This window comes from Sphingopyxis sp. BSN-002 (assembly GCF_022024275.1).
Classification (GTDB): Bacteria; Pseudomonadota; Alphaproteobacteria; order Sphingomonadales; family Sphingomonadaceae; genus Sphingopyxis.
This window is the reverse complement of sequence record NZ_CP091804.1, coordinates 1,692,501-1,709,166: the sequence shown is the minus strand read 5'-3', so window position 1 is coordinate 1,709,166 and position 16,666 is coordinate 1,692,501. Positions and strand designations below refer to the sequence as shown.

The following is a 16,666-nucleotide window of genomic DNA, read 5'->3' as shown; positions in this document are numbered from 1 at the left end:
AAGTCGAGGCCATTAAGCCGTGCCGGCGATTCAGAGCTGGCGTTTCGCCGCGAGCAGCTGGTCGAACCAGTCGGGGCCGGTACCGGTCTTCTCGATATAGGGCCAGCGCAGCCCGCCATGATAGTCGAGGTCGATATTGCGGTAGCGTCCCCCGCGCTCGACGAGCAGCTTGACGGGCGTCTTGCCGTCGGTCGCCGCCTTGATCGCGGCTTCGAGCCGGTCCTTGCTGTAGCTCATCCCGTCGACCGCGACGATCTTCGTCCCGTTGACGATGTCCGCCCGGAAGGCGGGGCCGTCCCACAGGATGCCGCCGGCCACGCCGTCCTTGTCGATCGTCATGCCAAGCGAATGGGTGAGGTCGTAGTTCTTCGCGCGCTGCATGCGGTCGCGGTCATAGACGTTGGGCGCGTCGCGCCAGACGAGACGATAGCCCGCTTTCTCGATCCCCGCGACCGGCGCGGGCTGGCCGGGCAGCTGCATATGATCGTGCAGGAATTTCGCCCAGTCGTAAGGATGAACCGCGTTCAGCGTCGCGACGACATCGTCGAAATTATAGGTGACCTCGCCCCAGTCGCCGCCCTTGCCGCCGAAAAAGGCCTTGGCGAAATCGTCGAGGCTCTTCGCATTGTTTGTCGCCTGACGGATGATCATGTCCGCCTCCAGCCACATCAGCGAGCCTTCGTTGTAATAATCCTCGGTCCGTGTTGCGCTCGGGAAGGCGCGCGCCTTGCGCGCCGCGATCACCGGATCGAGGGTCGTATCCTCGACCGATCGCCACTCTCGCCCCGCCTGCACGCTGTAGTTGGCGGCGTTGGTCGCCCATTCGGCGAGCACCATTTCCTTCGACTGCATTCCCGAACGCCCGGCAAGGACGAGATCCCAGAAGCTCGTCTGGCCTTCATAGACCCAGAGCAGATTGCCCTGCATCGGGGTGCGGAAATCGGGGGTCCACAGCTTGTCGGGGCGACGATATTTGCCGTTCCAGCTATGGGTGAATTCGTGCGGGAGAAGTCCCCGCTCCGAATCATTGTCGTCCCAGCTAGTGAAATAGTCGGGGTTGCGGCTGTTCTCGCTCGACCGGTGATGCTCCAGCCCGATCCCGCCGAGCTCGTCGCTGAGTGCGAGCAGAAATTCATACCGGTCGAAATGCTTCGTTCCGAACAGCGCGACCGTCTCGGCGACCATTGCCGCGTGGCGCGCGATATGGTCGGGCTTGGCGCCCAGATATTTCTCCTCGTCGGCGACGACGTTCAGCGTGACATTCTGCCCCAGATCCCATTTGCGGAAATATTTGCCCGCAAACATCGGGCTGTCGACCAAGGTCTCATAGCTCGTCGGCGCATAGCTGTAGCGATTGCCCGACACCTTCAGGCCGTCGAGCGCCGCTGCGCCGGTCCAGCCGTCGGGCAGGGTGACATCGAGCTGCACCGGGATGCCGCGGGTGAAATAGCCCGCGGGATAGAGGCTGACCTGTTCCCACTGCAGGTTCATCATCACCGGCGTGACGACGACCCGGCCCTCGGTGGTGCGCGTCGGCGACAGGAAGTCGAACGCGACATCGATGCTCTTCGTGCCCGCCGGCACGTCGATATCGAAGGCATAGACGTCGGTCGGCTGGCGCGTCCAGCTGAGCGTCTTGCCACCGGCGGTTGCCTTGAACCCCGCGATCTCGGCGATCGCGCCGCGCGGCGCATGCTTGCCGGGAAGCCACTGGGGATAGAGCAGGGTGAATTTGCCCGACTTCGCGACGGGGATCGTCTGGCGAACGCGGAAGATCCCGCGCGCATAGTCGGTCGCATCGACCTTCAGCTGCATCGTGCCCGGATAGGGGCGGTCGGCGGGTAGCGGGATGCTGTGCGGCTGAACCACGGGTTCGGGCCGGCTGTTCCCCTCCTGCGCGTGGACGGGGCCGGTGAAGGCGATCAGGGCGGACGCGACGAACAGTGCTTTTTTCATGGCCATTCTCTGCCGCCAAACGGCCGCAAGGTCCAGCGAAGGCTCTGCCAGCGCGCCGTCCGGTTCGACGAACGCGCGGTTCAGCCGCCGGCGATCATATTGATCGAAAAGGCCAGGATGCCGAGGTTGTAGATGAAGGCGGCGAGGCAATGTCCGGTCGACGCGCGGCGGATTTCGCGGCTGGTGATGTCGATGTCGGCGGTCTGGAACGTCATGCCGAGGATCAGCGCGAAATGCAGGAAATCGAAATAGTCGGGCGTGTCGGTGCTGGGGATCGACAGCCCGCCAGCGTGGCCGCCATGCGCGGTATCGCGCCGGTAATAGAGATGCGCGTAATGGATCGCATAGACGATGTTCGCGAACAGCCAGACTAGCGCGAGCGTGACGATGACGAGCGGCTTCGAATAGGCGCCGGTTCCCGCCACCAGCTGGGCCAGCGCGCCGAGCACGACGATGCTGACGGCGACCGACAGGATCAGCAGCGCGGTGCGGTTGGCGTCATTCTCGATCGCGTGCCGCGCCATCACGCGCGGATCGGTGGTGCGGAACAGCGGGATCGTCGACAGCAGGAAGAGCGCGGTCACGATATCGAAGCCGATCAGGAAACCATGCAGCGGCGATGACGATTGCCAGCCCGACCAGATCGCGACGAGGATCAGCCCCGCAGCATAGGCGACGAAGCGCGGCGGGGCGATGCGGTTGCCGATGGTGCGAGCCATGCGCGGAGCCTAGCCGCCGCGAAGGCCCATGCAAGCCCGCTTTGCCTTTCGGCGAAAAAGCATTAGACGCGCGGCGCATGAGCAAGGACAAATCCGGCAAGATTCCGACCCCGCAGGCGGTCCGCGGCACCCAGGACATGCTCGGCGATTTCGCCGACCGCTTCGCGCACGTCGTCGAGACCTTCGAACGGGTGCGCCGCCTCTATGGCTACAAGCGCGTCGAGGTGCCGGTGATCGAGCCGACCGCGGTGTTCGCGCGCTCGCTGGGCGAGACGACCGACGTTGTGTCGAAGGAAATGTATTCGTTCGAGGATCGCGGCGGCGAGTCGATCACGCTGCGCCCCGAATTTACCGCGGGAATCGCGCGTGCCTATGTGACGAACGGCTGGCAGCAATTCGCGCCGCTCAAAGTGGCGACGCACGGCCCGCTGTTCCGCTACGAACGGCCGCAGAAGGGCCGTTATCGCCAATTCCACCAGCTCGACGCCGAGGTTCTCGGCAGCGACAGCCCGCTGGCGGACGCCGAGCTGCTGGTGTTCGCCGACCAGCTTTTGAAGGAACTGGGGATCGCCGAGGGCGTGACGCTGACGCTCAACACGCTCGGCGATGCCGAAAGCCGCGATGCCTGGCGCGCCGCGCTGGTCGAGCATTTCGGGGCGCATCGCGGCGACCTGTCGGAGGACAGCCTTGCGCGGCTCGACAAGAATCCGCTGCGCATCCTCGACAGCAAGGATCCGAAGGACCGCCCGATCGCCGACAGCGCGCCCGACATCGACGCGTTTCTGACGGCGGAAGCGCAGGATTTCTTCGGCGCGGTGACCGCGGGGCTCGATGCCGCGGGGGTCGTGTGGGAGCGCAACGCGCGGCTCGTGCGCGGGCTCGACTATTATCGCCACACCGCGTTCGAATTCGTCACCGATCGGCTGGGCGCGCAGGGCACGGTGCTCGGTGGCGGGCGCTATGACGGGCTGATCGAGAATCTCGGCGGTCCGCCGACGCCTGCGGTCGGCTGGGCCGCGGGGATCGAGCGGTTGGCGATGTTGATTGCGGACGATGTGATCGACAATCGGCTCGACGCCGTGATCGCGGTCGAGGACGATAGCCTGCTCAACTACGCGATGAAAACACTCGCGGCGATGCGGAGCAAGGGGCTGGCAGCCGAGATCGTCGCTACTGGTTCGCCGCGCAAGCGCTTCGACAAGGCCGGGAAGATTCCGGCACGCTCGCTGATTGCGATCGGCTCGCGCGGCGGCCAATCGTACACAAATATTCGTGGCGACAGCGAACTGACAATAGCAATCGACACGATCATTCGCGCACTCTGATGGTCAGCATTCCCGAAAAGCAGATCGACGCCATCATCGAACGCCACGCTGCGCTGCAGGCGCGGATGGCGACGGGCGACATGGCGCCCGCCGATTTCGTCGCGGCGTCCAAAGAGTTCGCCGAACTCGAACCCGTCGCCAGGGCCGCGAGCCAAGTGACGCGGCTCCGCGCTGAACTGGTGTCGCTCAACGAAATGCTGGCCGACCCCGAGATGAAGGCGATGGCGGCCGAGGAAATCGCCGCGGTCGAGGAGGCGCTGCCCGCCGCCGAGCATGACCTCGCGATCAAACTGCTGCCGAAGGACGTCGCCGACGAACGCGCCGCGATGCTCGAAATCCGCGCCGGCACCGGCGGCGACGAGGCGGCGCTGTTCGCGGGCGATCTGCTGCGCATGTACAGCCGCTATGCCGACGGACAGGGCTGGAAGGTCGAGATCATCTCGGCGAACGAGGCCGAGGTCGGCGGCTACAAGGAAGTCGTTGCGTCGGTGACGGGGCAGGGCGTGTTCGCCAAGCTCAAGTTCGAAAGCGGCGTGCACCGCGTCCAGCGCGTCCCCGCGACCGAAAGTCAGGGCCGCATCCACACCAGCGCCGCGACCGTCGCGGTGCTGCCCGAGGCCGAGGAAGTCGACGTCGCAATCAACGACAGCGACCTCAAGATCGATATCTACCGTGCGAGCGGAGCCGGCGGCCAGCACGTCAACACGACCGACAGCGCGATCCGCATCACGCATATCCCGTCGGGTCTCGTCGTGATCCAGCAGGATCAGCGCAGCCAGCACAAGAACCGCGCCAAGGCGATGCAGGTGCTCCGCGCCCGGCTCTACGACCTCGAGCGCGAGAAGATCCACAGCGCCGAGGCCTCGGCGCGCAAATCGATGGTCGGATCGGGCGACCGATCCGAACGCATCCGCACCTATAATTTCCCGCAGGGGCGCGTGACCGACCATCGGATAAACCTGACGCTCCACCGCCTGCCGGAGATCATCGAGGGGCAGATGGACGAGCTGATCGACGCGCTGATCGCCGAGGATCAGGCGCAGCGGCTGGCGGGGCTGGGTGAGTGACGTTCGCGCCGCGCTGCGCGACGCGGCGGCGCGGCTCGAAAGCGTGTCGGACACGCCGCGGCTCGACGCCGAACTGCTGATGGCGCATGCGCTGGGCGTCGAACGGCAGGCGCTGCTGCTCGATCCGGCGCGTTATGTAGTGCCGGCCGGTTTTGCCGGGCTCGTCGAACGGCGCATGGCGCACGAACCCGTGGCCTATATTCTCGGCTATCGCGATTTCTGGACGGTCCGCATCGGCGTAGGCCCCGGCGTTCTGATCCCGCGCCCGGACAGCGAGGCGCTGATCGAAGTTGCGGTCGCGCATTTCGGCGCAGAGGGGCCAAGGCGCGTTCTCGATCTCGGTACCGGCCCCGGAACCCTGTTGCTGGCAGCGTTGGCTGAATGGCCGGAAGCTCACGGCCTTGGAATCGACGAGTCCGAAAAGGCCGTCGACCGGGCCGAAATGAACGCCGACGATCTGGGCATGGAAGAACGCGTGCGATTTCACGTCGGCAACTGGGCTGCCGGTCTCGAAGGCCAGTTCGACCTCATTCTCTGCAATCCGCCCTATATTGCCGATTCCGAAGCCTTGATGCCCGACGTTGCCCACTATGAGCCGGCCGGCGCGCTGTTCGCGGGCGCCGACGGGCTCGAAGATTATCGCCGGATTATCCCCGATTTGTCGCGGCTTCTTGCGCCCGGCGGGGCCGCGATCCTTGAAATCGGCCACACGCAACGCATATCAGTATCCGAGCTCGCCGAAGCAGCGGGATTTGCCGTCACCTGCAGGCAGGATCTGGGCGGCCGCGACAGGGCGCTTTTGCTGACCCGCGCCTGACGCCCCGCACAAGAATTTGCTTGGTTTCCGCCGCAAAGCGCTGTAGGGGCGGCTCACAGACCCGACCGGGGTCCCTCGATGGTCCGGCTGGTCTGCTTCCCACTTACGATGCTGGTGCGGGCCGTGGGGCCCGATGCTGGCGGTAAAGGGAACCGCGCAGGAAGCGCGGGCGCGACGCGCATATGGCGCAGTCGGCCAAAATGGGGTTGGCGTAGCTTATTAGCTTATCGACAGGATGTCTCAGTTGAACATGAACAACCGGCAGAGCGGTCGCCGTCGCGGCCGCAACAATAACAGCAACAACAATAATGGTCGCTCGCAGTCCGGTGGCGGACGCGGCGGTGTCGACCAGGCCAACCGCATCGACAGCCGCGCGCGCGGCAACGCGGCCCAGATGATCGAGAAATACCGCAACCTCGCGCGCGACGCGCAGCTTGCGGGCGACCGGGTCCAGACCGAATATTATCTCCAGTTCGCCGACCATTATTTCCGCGTCGTGAGCGATTTCCGCATCCGCCAGGAAGAAAAGGCCGCGGCGAACGGACAGGAACGCAGCCACGATCGCAGCCGCGAGATTCGCGGCGTCGAGGATTTCGACGGCCATGACGACAGCGGCTTCGAAAGCGAACTCGAGGCCGAGCGCAGCGATGATCGCGACGGCAACCGTGACAATGGCGGCCGCGAGAACGGCAATCGTGAGGGCAATCGCGAAAACCGCGAACGCGGCGGTCGCGACCGCGACGAGGATCGCGGTAATCGCCAGTCGCGCGATCGTGGTCATCGCCAGGACCGTGGCAATGCCGCGGAAGCGGACGCCGGTGAGGGCGGCGAAGCCGAAACGGATGTTGCCGAGGAAGCCGCCGCCGCGCCGCGCGCTGCGCGCCGTCCGCGCCGGGCAGCCCGTCCCGACGTCGAGGATAATGGCGATGCCGGGATCGACAGCGCCGTGCTGCCGCCCGCAATCGGCCGGCCCGAGCGCGCCGGGGAATCCGAAGGTGAGACCGAAGAGGCGCCCGCGCCCAAGGCACGCCGCACCCGCCGCACGCTCGCGCCGCGCGGTTCGGATGTCGAAGCTGCGGAATAGACGGCCGATTTCGGCTGGCCTTTGAAATCGACATGCCATAGCCTCCCCGTCAGACATCTGGCGGGGAGGTTTTTCATGCGCGCTTTGGCCCTGATTTTGCTGGCATCGGGAGGCGCGGTGATCGCACCCGCCGCGGCGCAGGAAACCGCCTTCGGCAATGCGCAGGGCGACGTTGCCGTCACCATCTATAACAATGGCCAGTCGCTCGTTCAGGACGACCGGCAGCTCAGCGTCACGCGCGGGCGCAACCGGATCGAATTTCCCGACGTCTCGGCCCGCATCCGCCCCGAGACCGTGACGCTCTCGGGTCCCGGCATCGGGATCGTCGAGCAGAATTTCGATTTCGACCTCCTCACCCCCGACAAGCTGATGGACAAGGCGGTCGGCCAGCAGATCACGCTGGTCCGGACCAACCCGGCGACCGGCGCCGAACGCAGCGAGCGCGCCAAGGTGCTCGCCGCGAACGGCGGCATCGTGCTGCAGGTCGGCGAACGGATCGAGGTGCTGCGCGACGACGGCTTGCCGGTGCGCGCGGTGTTCGACCGTCTGCCGCCGAACCTGCGCGCGCGCCCGACGCTGTCGGTAACGGTCGACGCGGCCGACGCCGGAACCGTCCCTGCGCGGTTGTCCTACCTGACCCCGAACCTCGGCTGGACCGCAGACTATGTCGCGCTGTTCGATGCTGCGAAGGGCGCAATGGACATTCAGGGCTGGGTGACGCTGACCAACAGCACGGGCACGACCTTCAACAATGCGCGTACGCTTCTGGTCGCGGGCAATCCGGGCGGCGGGGGCGGCTTCCGCCAGCTCAGCGGTGCGATGGATTCGGCGGGGACCGAGAGCAGCAATCGCGAACGGCTCGGCGACTATTATCTCTATCCGCTAGCCGAACGCACGACGATCGCCAACGCGCAGCAGAAGCAGGTGAGCTTCCTCGACGTGAAGGGAGCGCCCGCACGATCGACCTATGAATTCGTCAACAACTGGCTCGGCAGCAGCACCGATCCGGTGAGCACGTCGAGCGTGCTGCGCTTCTCGACCTCGCGGCAAGGCGGCCTCGGCGACCAGCTCCCCGCGGGCACGATCCGCGTCTATATGCGCGACGCGCGCGGCGATCCGCAGTTCATCGGCGAGAATCGCATCGACCACACCCCGATGGGCTCGGCGATGTCGCTGCGCACCGGCGATGCGTTCGACGTCAAGGTGCAGACCACGGTCGTCTCGCGCACGCGCAAGGGCGATTCGCGCTGGGTGACGAAGATGAAATATGTCGTCACCAACGCACGGCCCGAAGCCGCGACGGTGCTCGTCGCGCAGAGCGGGCTCTATGGCGACGTCCGCATCACCGACGAAAGCCTGAAGAGCGAGCGCGTCTCGGCCGATCGCGCCGACTGGCAGGTGCCCGTGCCTGCGAACGGCAAGGTCGAGCTGACCGCCACCTTCGACTCGCGCTACTGAGGTCGAACCGGTGGCGCGGGCCTGGCCCCTGCTGATTTTCGCCGCGGCGCTGCTGGCGCCGCTGCCCGCGCTTGCGCAGAATGCCAGACCCGAACCGGCGGTCGTCGTCTCGTCATCGATCGCCAATAGCGCAGTCACTGTCTATCGCGCGCCCGATCGCGGCGGCGGCGGGATCAATCCGAACTGGCCGCAAGGTTTTGCCTTCATCACCGAGACCCGCAAGGTGACGCTGCCGGCGGGCGTGTCGGTGCTGCGCTTCGAGGGGGTCGCCGAGGGACTGCTCCCCGAAACCGCGGTCGTCAGCGGGCTTCCCGACGGCGTAATCGAAAAGAATCGCGACGCACGGCTGCTTTCGCCCGCGGGTCTCGTCGACGCGTACCTCAAACGCAGCGTCACGGTCCGCCGCACCGATCGCGCGACCGGAAAGGTCGTTGAAGAAGAGGCCCTGATCCAGGCCGGCCCGACCGGCGGTGTGATCCTGCAGACCGCGGCCGGCTATCAGGCGCTCGGCTGTTCGGGACTGCCCGAGCGGATGCTCTACCAGCGGGTACCCAGGGACCTGTCGGCGAAGCCGACCCTGTCGGTGCTCGTGGAAAGCAAAACCGCACGTACCGTGACGGTTCAGCTTCTCTATCTGGCGGAAGGCTTCGACTGGGCGGCCAATTATGTCGCCGATCGCGGGGCTGACGGAAAGACGCTGGGGCTCACCGGCTGGATCACTGTCGCGAACGGGGGCGTGACCAGCTTCCCGAACGCGCAGCTCAACGTGATCGCGGGGCGGCTGAACAAGATGTACAGCCCGCCGCTGCCGCGCAGCACGCCGGGGCCGCTGATCCTCCGCTGCTGGCCGATGGACATCACGAGCACGCATCCGCTCTGGGAATTGCCGCCGGTCATCGAATATGAGCGCTTCGAGGAGAAGGCGACCGAGGATGTCGTCGTGACCGCGAGCCGCCGCGGCTATGCCATGGCGCCGCCTCCCGCGCCCGCACCGCCGCCACCGCCTGCGCCGCCGCCCCCACCGCCGCCCGAAGATCTGGGCGATCTCAAATTCTATCGCGTGCCCTTTCGCGTCGATGTGTCGGCCAAGGGACAGAAGCAGGTCGCGCTGCTTGCCAGCGACAGGGTCGCGGTCGAACAGCTATATGCGGGCACAGTCTATCAGAATTACGGCGACACGCCGGTTCCGCTGATGATGCGGCTTCGCGTGCAGAATCGCGAATCGGACGGGCTCGGTTTCGCGCTTCCCGCCGGCATGGCCACGGTGTTCGAGATGATAGGCGATCGCCGCCTGCTCGTCGGCGAGGCGAAAATCGGCGACAAGGCCAAGGGCGAGCGCGTCGATTACGATATCGGTACCAGCCCGGCGGTGCAGGCGCGGACGATCGTCCGGATGGATCCCGAGAACAAGGATGGCCGTTTGTGGGAGGTCACGCTGACCAACGCCCGCCCCTTTGACGCCGAGGTCGAGATGCTCGTCCCGCTGAAGCTCGACCCCGAACCCGAAGGATGGGAACGGCGCGGCGACGCCTGGGTCTGGCGTGTCCGCGTTCCGGCGAACGACCAGGTCATTCAGACATTCCGGCACAAGCCGCGCTGAGCGTGGCATCGGGGAGGGGGGCGTCATGACAAAGGCATCGAAGAGGGGCGTGATGCTGCTCGCGGGGTTCGCGCTTGCGGCACCGGTAGCCGCGCAGCAGACCGTCAGCACCGGCGGGCAGGGCGATGTCGCCGTGACAGTCTACTCGGGCGAACTCGCGCTGGTCACCGACACGCGGTCGACGACCTTGCCTGCGGGCGAGAGCCGGGTCGAATTTCCCGACGTGTCGAGCCGTATCCGGCCCGAGACGGTCAGCCTGACGGGCACGGGTCTGGAGATCGTAGAGCAGAATTTCGACTTCGACCTGCTTTCGCCGACCGCGATGATGCAAAAGGCGGTGGGGCAGGAGATCACGCTGATCCGCACCAATCCCGCGACGGGGGCCGAGACGCGCGAGCGCGCGAAAGTCCTCGCCGTGAATGGCGGAGTCGTCCTCGACGTTGGCGGGCGGATCGAGATATTGCGCGACGACAGCCTTCCCGTTCGCGTCATCTTTGACGGTATCCCGACCAATTTGCGCGCGCGGCCGACCCTGTCGGTCACCGTCGATTCGAAGGTTGCCGGCCCGCGTCCGCTGACCCTGCGCTATCTTTCCGAAGGCCTCAGCTGGCGCGCCGATTATGTCGCATTATACGACGAGGCGGCGAAGGCGATCGACCTGCAGGGCTGGGTAACGCTCAAGAACGGCAGCGGCACCGGCTTCGCCAACGCGAAGCTGCTGCTTGTCGCCGCGAACGACATCGGCGTGCGGCGCAACCGCGGCGGCAACGACAGCGAGCCGCCGGCGATGACGAGCGCGGGGACCGAGAAGGCGAAGGCCGAGGCGCTCGCCGACATGTATGCCTATCCGGTCGCCGACCGCACGACGATCGCCAGCGCGCAGCAGAAACAGATCGCCTTCCTCGACGTGATGGGGGTTCCCGCGACGCGCGGCTATGCGGCCTCGCTCGACCGGCTGCGTTCGTTCGAGGAGGCGGAAAGCGCGCTTTCGACTTATCGCTTCTCGACCGGCAAGGGCGGGGTGGGCGATGCGATGCCGGCCGGAGCGGTGCGCCTCTATGTCAAGGATGCGCGCGGTCAGGCCCAGTTCGTCGGCGAATCGCATATCAGCCACACGCCTGCGGGTTCCAGCCTGTCGCTCGCGACCGGGCGCGCCTTTGACGTCAAATATCAGCCGATCCTCGAAAAGCGCGAGAAGCTGACCGAGGAGCAATGGACCGAGACCACGCAATATCGAATCCGCAAGGACGGGGTGACCTCGACCGTCGCGGTCGACGTGAAGCGCAATTTCTGGCGCACGCAGATGCGCTATATCTTCACCAACGCGCGGCCGCAGGCGGTGACGGTCGAATTCACGCAGAACGGGCTCGATTCGTACAGCAACGATACCCGCGTTTCGGCCGAGAGCATCAAGGCCGAGCCCGATCCGGGGTGGAACGAGCGGAAGTGGATGGTGACGATCCCCGCGAACGGGCGCACCGAACTTACCGTCCAGTACGACACGCTGAACTGAGCGATGCGGCGCGCCGCGCTCGCCTTGTTGATGTTCCTTGCGGCGCTGCCGGCGCGTGCGGCCGACCCGCCCGTCGTCGCCTCGCCGAAACCCGACCATGTCGCGATCAGCCTCTATCGCGATCCCGCGCGCGACACCGATACCGCGCTGCCGGCGCTCGACGATTCGGAGGGGCTGGGCGGCTTTGCGCTGATTCGCGAGACGCGCACGGTCGATCTGCCGCCCGGGCCGGTGACCGTGCGCTTCGAAGGGGTGTCGAGCAGCATTCTTCCTGAAAGCGCCTTGCTCCGCGGACCGAAGGGGCGGCCGCGCGAAAAGAACTTCGATCGCCGTCTCCTGTCGCAGCGCGGCCTGATCGACGCCTTTACGGGTCAGCGCGTGCTGCTCCGCACCACCGACCGGGCGACGGGCAAGGCGACCTATGAGCCGGTGCGCATCCGTTCGGGTCCGGAGGCGCTGATCGTGGAGCACAAGGGCGGGGTCGAGGCGGTCCAGTGCAGCGGCCTGCCGCAGACGATGCTTTACGATTCGGTGCCGGCAGGCCTGAATCCCGTGCCGACGCTGTCGATGATGCTCGGCGATCAGCCGGGCGGACGCACGACGCTGGAACTCACTTATCTGGCGACGAATTTCGACTGGCAGTCGAATTATGTCGGACAGGTCGACGCCAAGGCCGAATCGGTCGACCTCTTCGCGTGGCTGACCGTGGCGAGTGGCGATTCGACCAGCTTCGAAAAGGCCGACATGGCGGTGATCGCGGGGCGGATCGCCTTTTTCCGGCAGGCGCCGGCTGCCGACGACGAGGACAGCTGGCGCGAAGAGGAGGAGCTTCAGCGCGAGAAGGACGAGGATCCCTGGAGCCCCGACAATATAGAGGTGTGGTTCGATTGCTGGGGGATGGGCAACACCGGCAACGCGCCCTTCCGCGACCGGCTGTTCACGCCCGACAGGCTGCCGATCGACACTCCGGACTACGCCGACGGAATGAGCATCGGCTTCTTCTACGGTGGCGGCGGTTGCGGCGGCGAGGACGATGATTGCGGCGCCGACATCGTCGTTACCGGCAGCCGCATCGCGCCGCGCGAGGATATCGGCGACTACAAGCTGTACCGCGTCCCGCAACCGACGACGCTCGGCGCGCAGAGCCGCAAGCAGATCGCCTTTCTGGAAAAGCCGGGCGTCGCGGCGCAGATGCTGAACATCGTCGAGGTCCGCGGGGACGATTATTACCCGGACAAGGTCGTCCTGCGGATCGACAACAAAAAGGGAGGCGTTCTCGGCGAACCGCTTCCCGGCGGGCAGGTGACCTTCTTCCAAAGCCCCGCCGGCGAGCCGATGCTGGCGGCCGAGAGCAAGGTGAAGGACAAGGCGGTCGGCGAACTCGTCGATTTCGATCTGCCGGAACCCGACAATCTTCCGCTCAACACCGACCAGGACGAACTCGATTCGGGCGAGGGCTGGACGCGCTATCGCCTTACGATCGAGAATGACGGCGAGACCGCCGAACCGGTCGAGGTCAGCTTCGCGAACGATCAATATTATGCGATCGACCGGATCGGCAAGCCGGTGAAGGAGCGCGACGGCAAGCGGATATGGTCAGTCGTCGTTCCCGCCGAAGGCAAGAAGACGATCGACTATCGTGTCCGCGAAGTGGCGCGCATCGGTGCCGACAATCAGGACGATTGGGAGGGGCCCGAGGACTAGGTCGCGGGGAGCGGGCGGGGGCGATGATTCTCGTCGAGCGCGACGAAGGTAAAGACGCCTTCGGTCACTTTCACCTCATTCTCGCCCCGGTCGCGCGTCGCGATCACCTCGAGCCGGATCGCGAGCGAGGTGCGCCCGCGCCGTTCGATGTGCGCATAGATCGAGATGATGTCGCGCAACAGGATCGGCGCGATGAATTCCATCGTCTCGATCGCCACGGTCGCGACCGCGCCCTGTGCTTCGCGCCCGGCGACGATGCCGCCGGCGATGTCCATCTGGCTGAGCACCCAGCCGCCGAAGATATGACCGTTGGCGTTGATGTCCGCGGGCCTCGGAACGACCCGCAGGATCGGATCGCGCGGGCAGTCCGGCTTATCGGTCATGGTTCATGTCCGGATCGTTTTCGAACGGGTCTTCGATCGCCTCGTCATGGCCGCTACCGCTCGACAGGAAGACGAGCCCCATCAATGCGGCGCCCAGCATGACCGACAGGCCGACGCCCGCCGCGGTCGCGATCACCATGTGGATGCTGAACTGGTCGCCGATCGAATAGCGCAGCCAGGCGAGCGCCAGCACGACCGCGCCGAACGACACGATCGCCATGCCCTTCATGAGCCGGCGATAGCGCGCCCATGCAACGCTTGACGTCGTGCGATCGTCGAGAGGCGAGGGTTTGACCATGCGGACTTCCATGAACCAAGCCGGGCGTCAGGCCAAGCGGCAAAGGCGTCCCTTTTGGCTTCGCGGCGAATCATGATAGGCTCGCGTCGCAACGGAAAAGAACGGGAGCGGCACCTATGACCATCGGAGCGATTCTTCACGGGCGTACGGGCGCGGTGATCGCGGCGCGGCCGGCGGATACGGTACGCGCGGTCATCGATCTGCTTGCCCAGCACCGCATCGGCGCGGTGCCGGTGGTCGAGAGCGACGTTATCGTGGGCATTTTTTCCGAGCGCGACCTTGTCCGGCTGATGTCGTCCTATGGTCCCGAGGCGCTCGACCGCAGCCTCGACGAAGTGATGACCAAATCACCCGTTACCTGCGATTCGCGGATGGCGGTGATCGCGGCGCTGTCGCTGATGACGCAAAAGCGTATCCGCCACCTGCCCGTCGTCGACGACGGGCGCCTCACCGGGTTCGTGTCGATCGGCGACCTCGTCAAGCATCGCATCGACCATATCGAGGCCGAGGCCGCGGCGATGCGCGACTATATCGCGTCCTGATCCCGGCCGAGGCTGAAGCGCAACGAGCGAATCAGGCTTTTAGGGTCGACGAGCAGATGATGCAGCCGCCCGCCGGTGGCGCGCGCCTCGGCCGAACCGATCGTTTTCCACCAGCTTCCGAATCCCTTTCGCGAGGCGTGGTAACGGAGGTGGCCCGCCTTTTCGGCGATCGCTGCATCGAGCCGGCGCCGGTTTGTATCGGTCAACGCGACACCGAAGTCGCCCGCGCGCAGTTTCAGGAAGGCATCGAGGGTCATTTGCGCGTTGCGTAAATCGTGCTCGCTGCCGGTCAGATTGTCGCCCTGTCGGTGGACCGTCGCGACATCGATGAACTGACACAGGAAATCCCCGCGATCGGTCAGCTTCAGCCAGAATATCCAGTCCTCGCCGTGGCGATAGTCGGGCATCCAGCCGGCGGCCTCGGCGGCGGCGCGGCGGAATAGCGCGGCGCAGGTCGGGATCATGCTGGTCAGCAGCAGTACCGATTGCGGATCCTTCAGACGGAAAAGGTCGCCCTCGATGGAATCGGCATCGACCCCGGGGGTCAGGCACCGGCGCATCATCGGAATGCTCGGCGTGTCGTCGGCCCAATGCTGCATCGCATCGGCGAAACTGACGACCGCGTCCGGATGATTCGCCAGCGGCGCAGCGAGACGCTCGAGGGCGTCGGGCGCAAATTCATCGTCCGAATCGAGAAAGGCGATCAACGGGGCTGTCGCCGCCGCCATGCCAAGATTGCGCGCTACGCCTGCACCGCCGTTCACTTCGGCCGTGATGAACTTGACGACAATGCCGTTCTGCCGCGACCAGGACGCCACGACCTCTCCGGTATCGTCGCCTGACGCATCGTCGACGACGATAATCTCGCGCGGGGGCATCGTCTGGCGCGCGATGCTGTCGAGCGCCCTGCCGATCAGGTGCGGGCGGCGATAGGTTGCGATAATAACGCTGACGTCCGCCATCGTTCAGCTCTCGCTTGCGCGCCGGCGAGCGAAGCGACCGATCGTCACGCTTGCGAGATGCCTGATGTCGGGGACGATCGGGTGCCGAATCGCGACCAGCGTTCCCAGCCAGAGGAGAACCCCCGCTATGACCGGCGGGATCAGCTCGCCGAAGCTCATCGCGGTCGGCGGCGTCAGCCAGCGATAGCAGGCGAGGAGCGGGGCGACCGCCGCGGCCGCGCCAAGCAGGCTGCGGGCATAGTCGGCGAACAGCCCGCTCCAGCTGAAGCCGGTGAGGCTGCGCAGGAAGACGACATAGAGCACGAACCATATTGCGGCGTAGAGGACATAGGCGGAAGCCGCTGCCTGCCCGCCATATCGCGCGCCGACGAAAAGCAGGGCAACGGCGACCGCGGTCGCGGTACCGGTGCGCTTCAGCACGCCGTCGAGCCGCCCGAGCAATATCGGCACCTGCACGCTCATCGGCAGCGCGACGAAGATCATCTCGGCGATCGCGAGCAGGCTGAGAATCGGTGCGACCTCGGTCCAGCGCGGACCATAGAGCGCGTGGACCAGCGGATAGGAAGCGACCGCAAGTCCCGCGAGCGCGGGCCAGACGATCCCGGTGTAGCCGGCAACGAGTCGCAGATACGGCTCGCCGAGCGACTTGCCCTCGTTCCGCATCTGCGCCAGCGCGGGATAGAAGACGCTGTTCACCGCGCCCGTCATCAGGTTGACGAGCTGCACCGCCAGCCCGCTCGCGCGCGAATAGAGACCGACTGCGGTATTCCCCGCGATGCCGCCGACGATCAGGTCGGGCGAGCGGGTGCCGACCGAATCGAAGATTTGCAGGAGGGTCGACCCGCCGCCGAAGCGAAGCACGTGCGAAGCGCCCGCGAATCGCAGCGGCCAGGGAAAGATCCAGCCGTTTCGCCACTGGCTGACGAGCGCGCGCGCGACCTGCTGCGCGAGCGCCCCCCATGCGAGCGCCATCGGGCCCTTGCCCGCCGCGGCGAGGCTGATCGCGACGGCTGCGTTGGTGATCGAGGCGCCGACCTCGATCATGAAGTCCGACCGGAAGTCCATCGCACGCTGGCGAAGGGCGGTCGGCACGATCGCCAGCGGGACGAACAGATAGGAAGAGCCGATGACCAGCATCAGCGGGAACAGTTTCGGATCGCCATAGAGCCACGAAAGCGGCTTTGCGGCGGCGAGAATCACCAGCGCGATTCCCCACGCGACGGCGAGCGAAACCGAGA

The 16,666-nt window shown here is 65.9% G+C and carries 15 protein-coding genes (1 of these 15 running past the window's edge); 9 read left to right on the top strand and 6 right to left on the bottom strand.

Features of this window, described 5'->3' with window-relative positions; all coding sequences use genetic code 11:
- Nucleotides 1-30: 30 nt before the first annotated feature.
- Both L7H23_RS08470 and L7H23_RS08465 read right to left on the bottom strand, forming a co-directional pair.
- On the bottom strand, nt 31-1,956 hold the full coding sequence (locus L7H23_RS08470) for a peptidase M61 (RefSeq protein ID WP_237838899.1): 1,926 nt from the start codon (nt 1,954-1,956) through the stop codon (nt 31-33).
- An 80-nt stretch (nt 1,957-2,036) separates the two neighbouring features.
- Nucleotides 2,037-2,675, bottom strand: coding sequence for a DUF1345 domain-containing protein (locus tag L7H23_RS08465; RefSeq protein ID WP_237838898.1), 639 nt, complete (start codon nt 2,673-2,675; stop codon nt 2,037-2,039).
- Nucleotides 2,676-2,752: 77 nt separating this feature from the next.
- Between L7H23_RS08465 and hisS the strand changes: the two genes are divergently transcribed.
- From hisS to L7H23_RS08425, 8 genes are all read left to right on the top strand, one after another.
- Complete coding sequence (hisS, locus tag L7H23_RS08460) at nt 2,753-4,000, top strand: histidine--tRNA ligase (RefSeq protein ID WP_237838897.1); 1,248 nt, start codon at nt 2,753-2,755, stop codon at nt 3,998-4,000.
- Nucleotides 4,000-5,067 carry a peptide chain release factor 1 gene (prfA, locus tag L7H23_RS08455; RefSeq protein WP_237838896.1) on the top strand — a complete coding sequence of 356 codons (1,068 nt, stop codon included), beginning with the start codon at nt 4,000-4,002 and terminating at the stop codon, nt 5,065-5,067. The genes hisS and prfA overlap by 1 nt, the downstream gene beginning before the upstream one ends.
- Nucleotides 5,060-5,884, top strand: a complete 825-nt coding sequence (gene prmC, locus L7H23_RS08450) for a peptide chain release factor N(5)-glutamine methyltransferase (protein ID WP_237838895.1) — start codon at nt 5,060-5,062, stop codon at nt 5,882-5,884. The genes prfA and prmC overlap by 8 nt, the downstream gene beginning before the upstream one ends.
- A 235-nt stretch (nt 5,885-6,119) precedes the next feature.
- Nucleotides 6,120-6,968, top strand: coding sequence for a DUF4167 domain-containing protein (locus tag L7H23_RS08445; protein WP_237838894.1), 849 nt, complete (start codon nt 6,120-6,122; stop codon nt 6,966-6,968).
- 84 nt (nt 6,969-7,052) lie between these two features.
- On the top strand, nt 7,053-8,426 hold the full coding sequence (locus tag L7H23_RS08440) for a DUF4139 domain-containing protein (RefSeq protein WP_237839169.1): 1,374 nt from the start codon (nt 7,053-7,055) through the stop codon (nt 8,424-8,426).
- 10 nt (nt 8,427-8,436) lie between these two features.
- Nucleotides 8,437-10,026, top strand: coding sequence for a hypothetical protein (locus tag L7H23_RS08435; RefSeq protein WP_237838893.1), 1,590 nt, complete (start codon nt 8,437-8,439; stop codon nt 10,024-10,026).
- 25 nt (nt 10,027-10,051) lie between these two features.
- Complete coding sequence (locus L7H23_RS08430) at nt 10,052-11,539, top strand: DUF4139 domain-containing protein (RefSeq protein WP_237838892.1); 1,488 nt, start codon at nt 10,052-10,054, stop codon at nt 11,537-11,539.
- A gap of 3 nt (nt 11,540-11,542) precedes the next feature.
- Complete coding sequence (locus L7H23_RS08425) at nt 11,543-13,243, top strand: hypothetical protein (RefSeq protein WP_237838890.1); 1,701 nt, start codon at nt 11,543-11,545, stop codon at nt 13,241-13,243.
- Here the strand turns inward: L7H23_RS08425 and L7H23_RS08420 are convergent.
- Nucleotides 13,240-13,626, bottom strand: coding sequence for an acyl-CoA thioesterase (locus tag L7H23_RS08420; RefSeq protein ID WP_237838889.1), 387 nt, complete (start codon nt 13,624-13,626; stop codon nt 13,240-13,242). The genes L7H23_RS08425 and L7H23_RS08420 overlap by 4 nt on opposite strands.
- On the bottom strand, nt 13,616-13,924 hold the full coding sequence (locus L7H23_RS08415) for a hypothetical protein (RefSeq protein WP_237838888.1): 309 nt from the start codon (nt 13,922-13,924) through the stop codon (nt 13,616-13,618). The genes L7H23_RS08420 and L7H23_RS08415 overlap by 11 nt, the downstream gene beginning before the upstream one ends.
- Nucleotides 13,925-14,040: 116 nt before the next feature.
- Between L7H23_RS08415 and L7H23_RS08410 the strand changes: the two genes are divergently transcribed.
- Complete coding sequence (locus L7H23_RS08410) at nt 14,041-14,466, top strand: CBS domain-containing protein (protein WP_237838886.1); 426 nt, start codon at nt 14,041-14,043, stop codon at nt 14,464-14,466.
- Here the strand turns inward: L7H23_RS08410 and L7H23_RS08405 are convergent.
- Together L7H23_RS08405 and L7H23_RS08400 are read right to left on the bottom strand one after the other, a co-directional pair.
- Nucleotides 14,451-15,428 carry a glycosyltransferase family 2 protein gene (locus L7H23_RS08405; protein WP_237838885.1) on the bottom strand — a complete coding sequence of 326 codons (978 nt, stop codon included), beginning with the start codon at nt 15,426-15,428 and terminating at the stop codon, nt 14,451-14,453. The two genes, L7H23_RS08410 and L7H23_RS08405, sit on opposite strands and share 16 nt — an antisense overlap.
- 3 nt (nt 15,429-15,431) lie before the next feature.
- Nucleotides 15,432-16,666 carry the 3' portion of a lipopolysaccharide biosynthesis protein gene (locus L7H23_RS08400; RefSeq protein WP_237838884.1) on the bottom strand. Its footprint extends 232 nt past the window's final position, so the window shows 1,235 of its 1,467 coding nt (coding positions 233-1,467); its start codon lies off the right edge, out of view; the stop codon is at nt 15,432-15,434.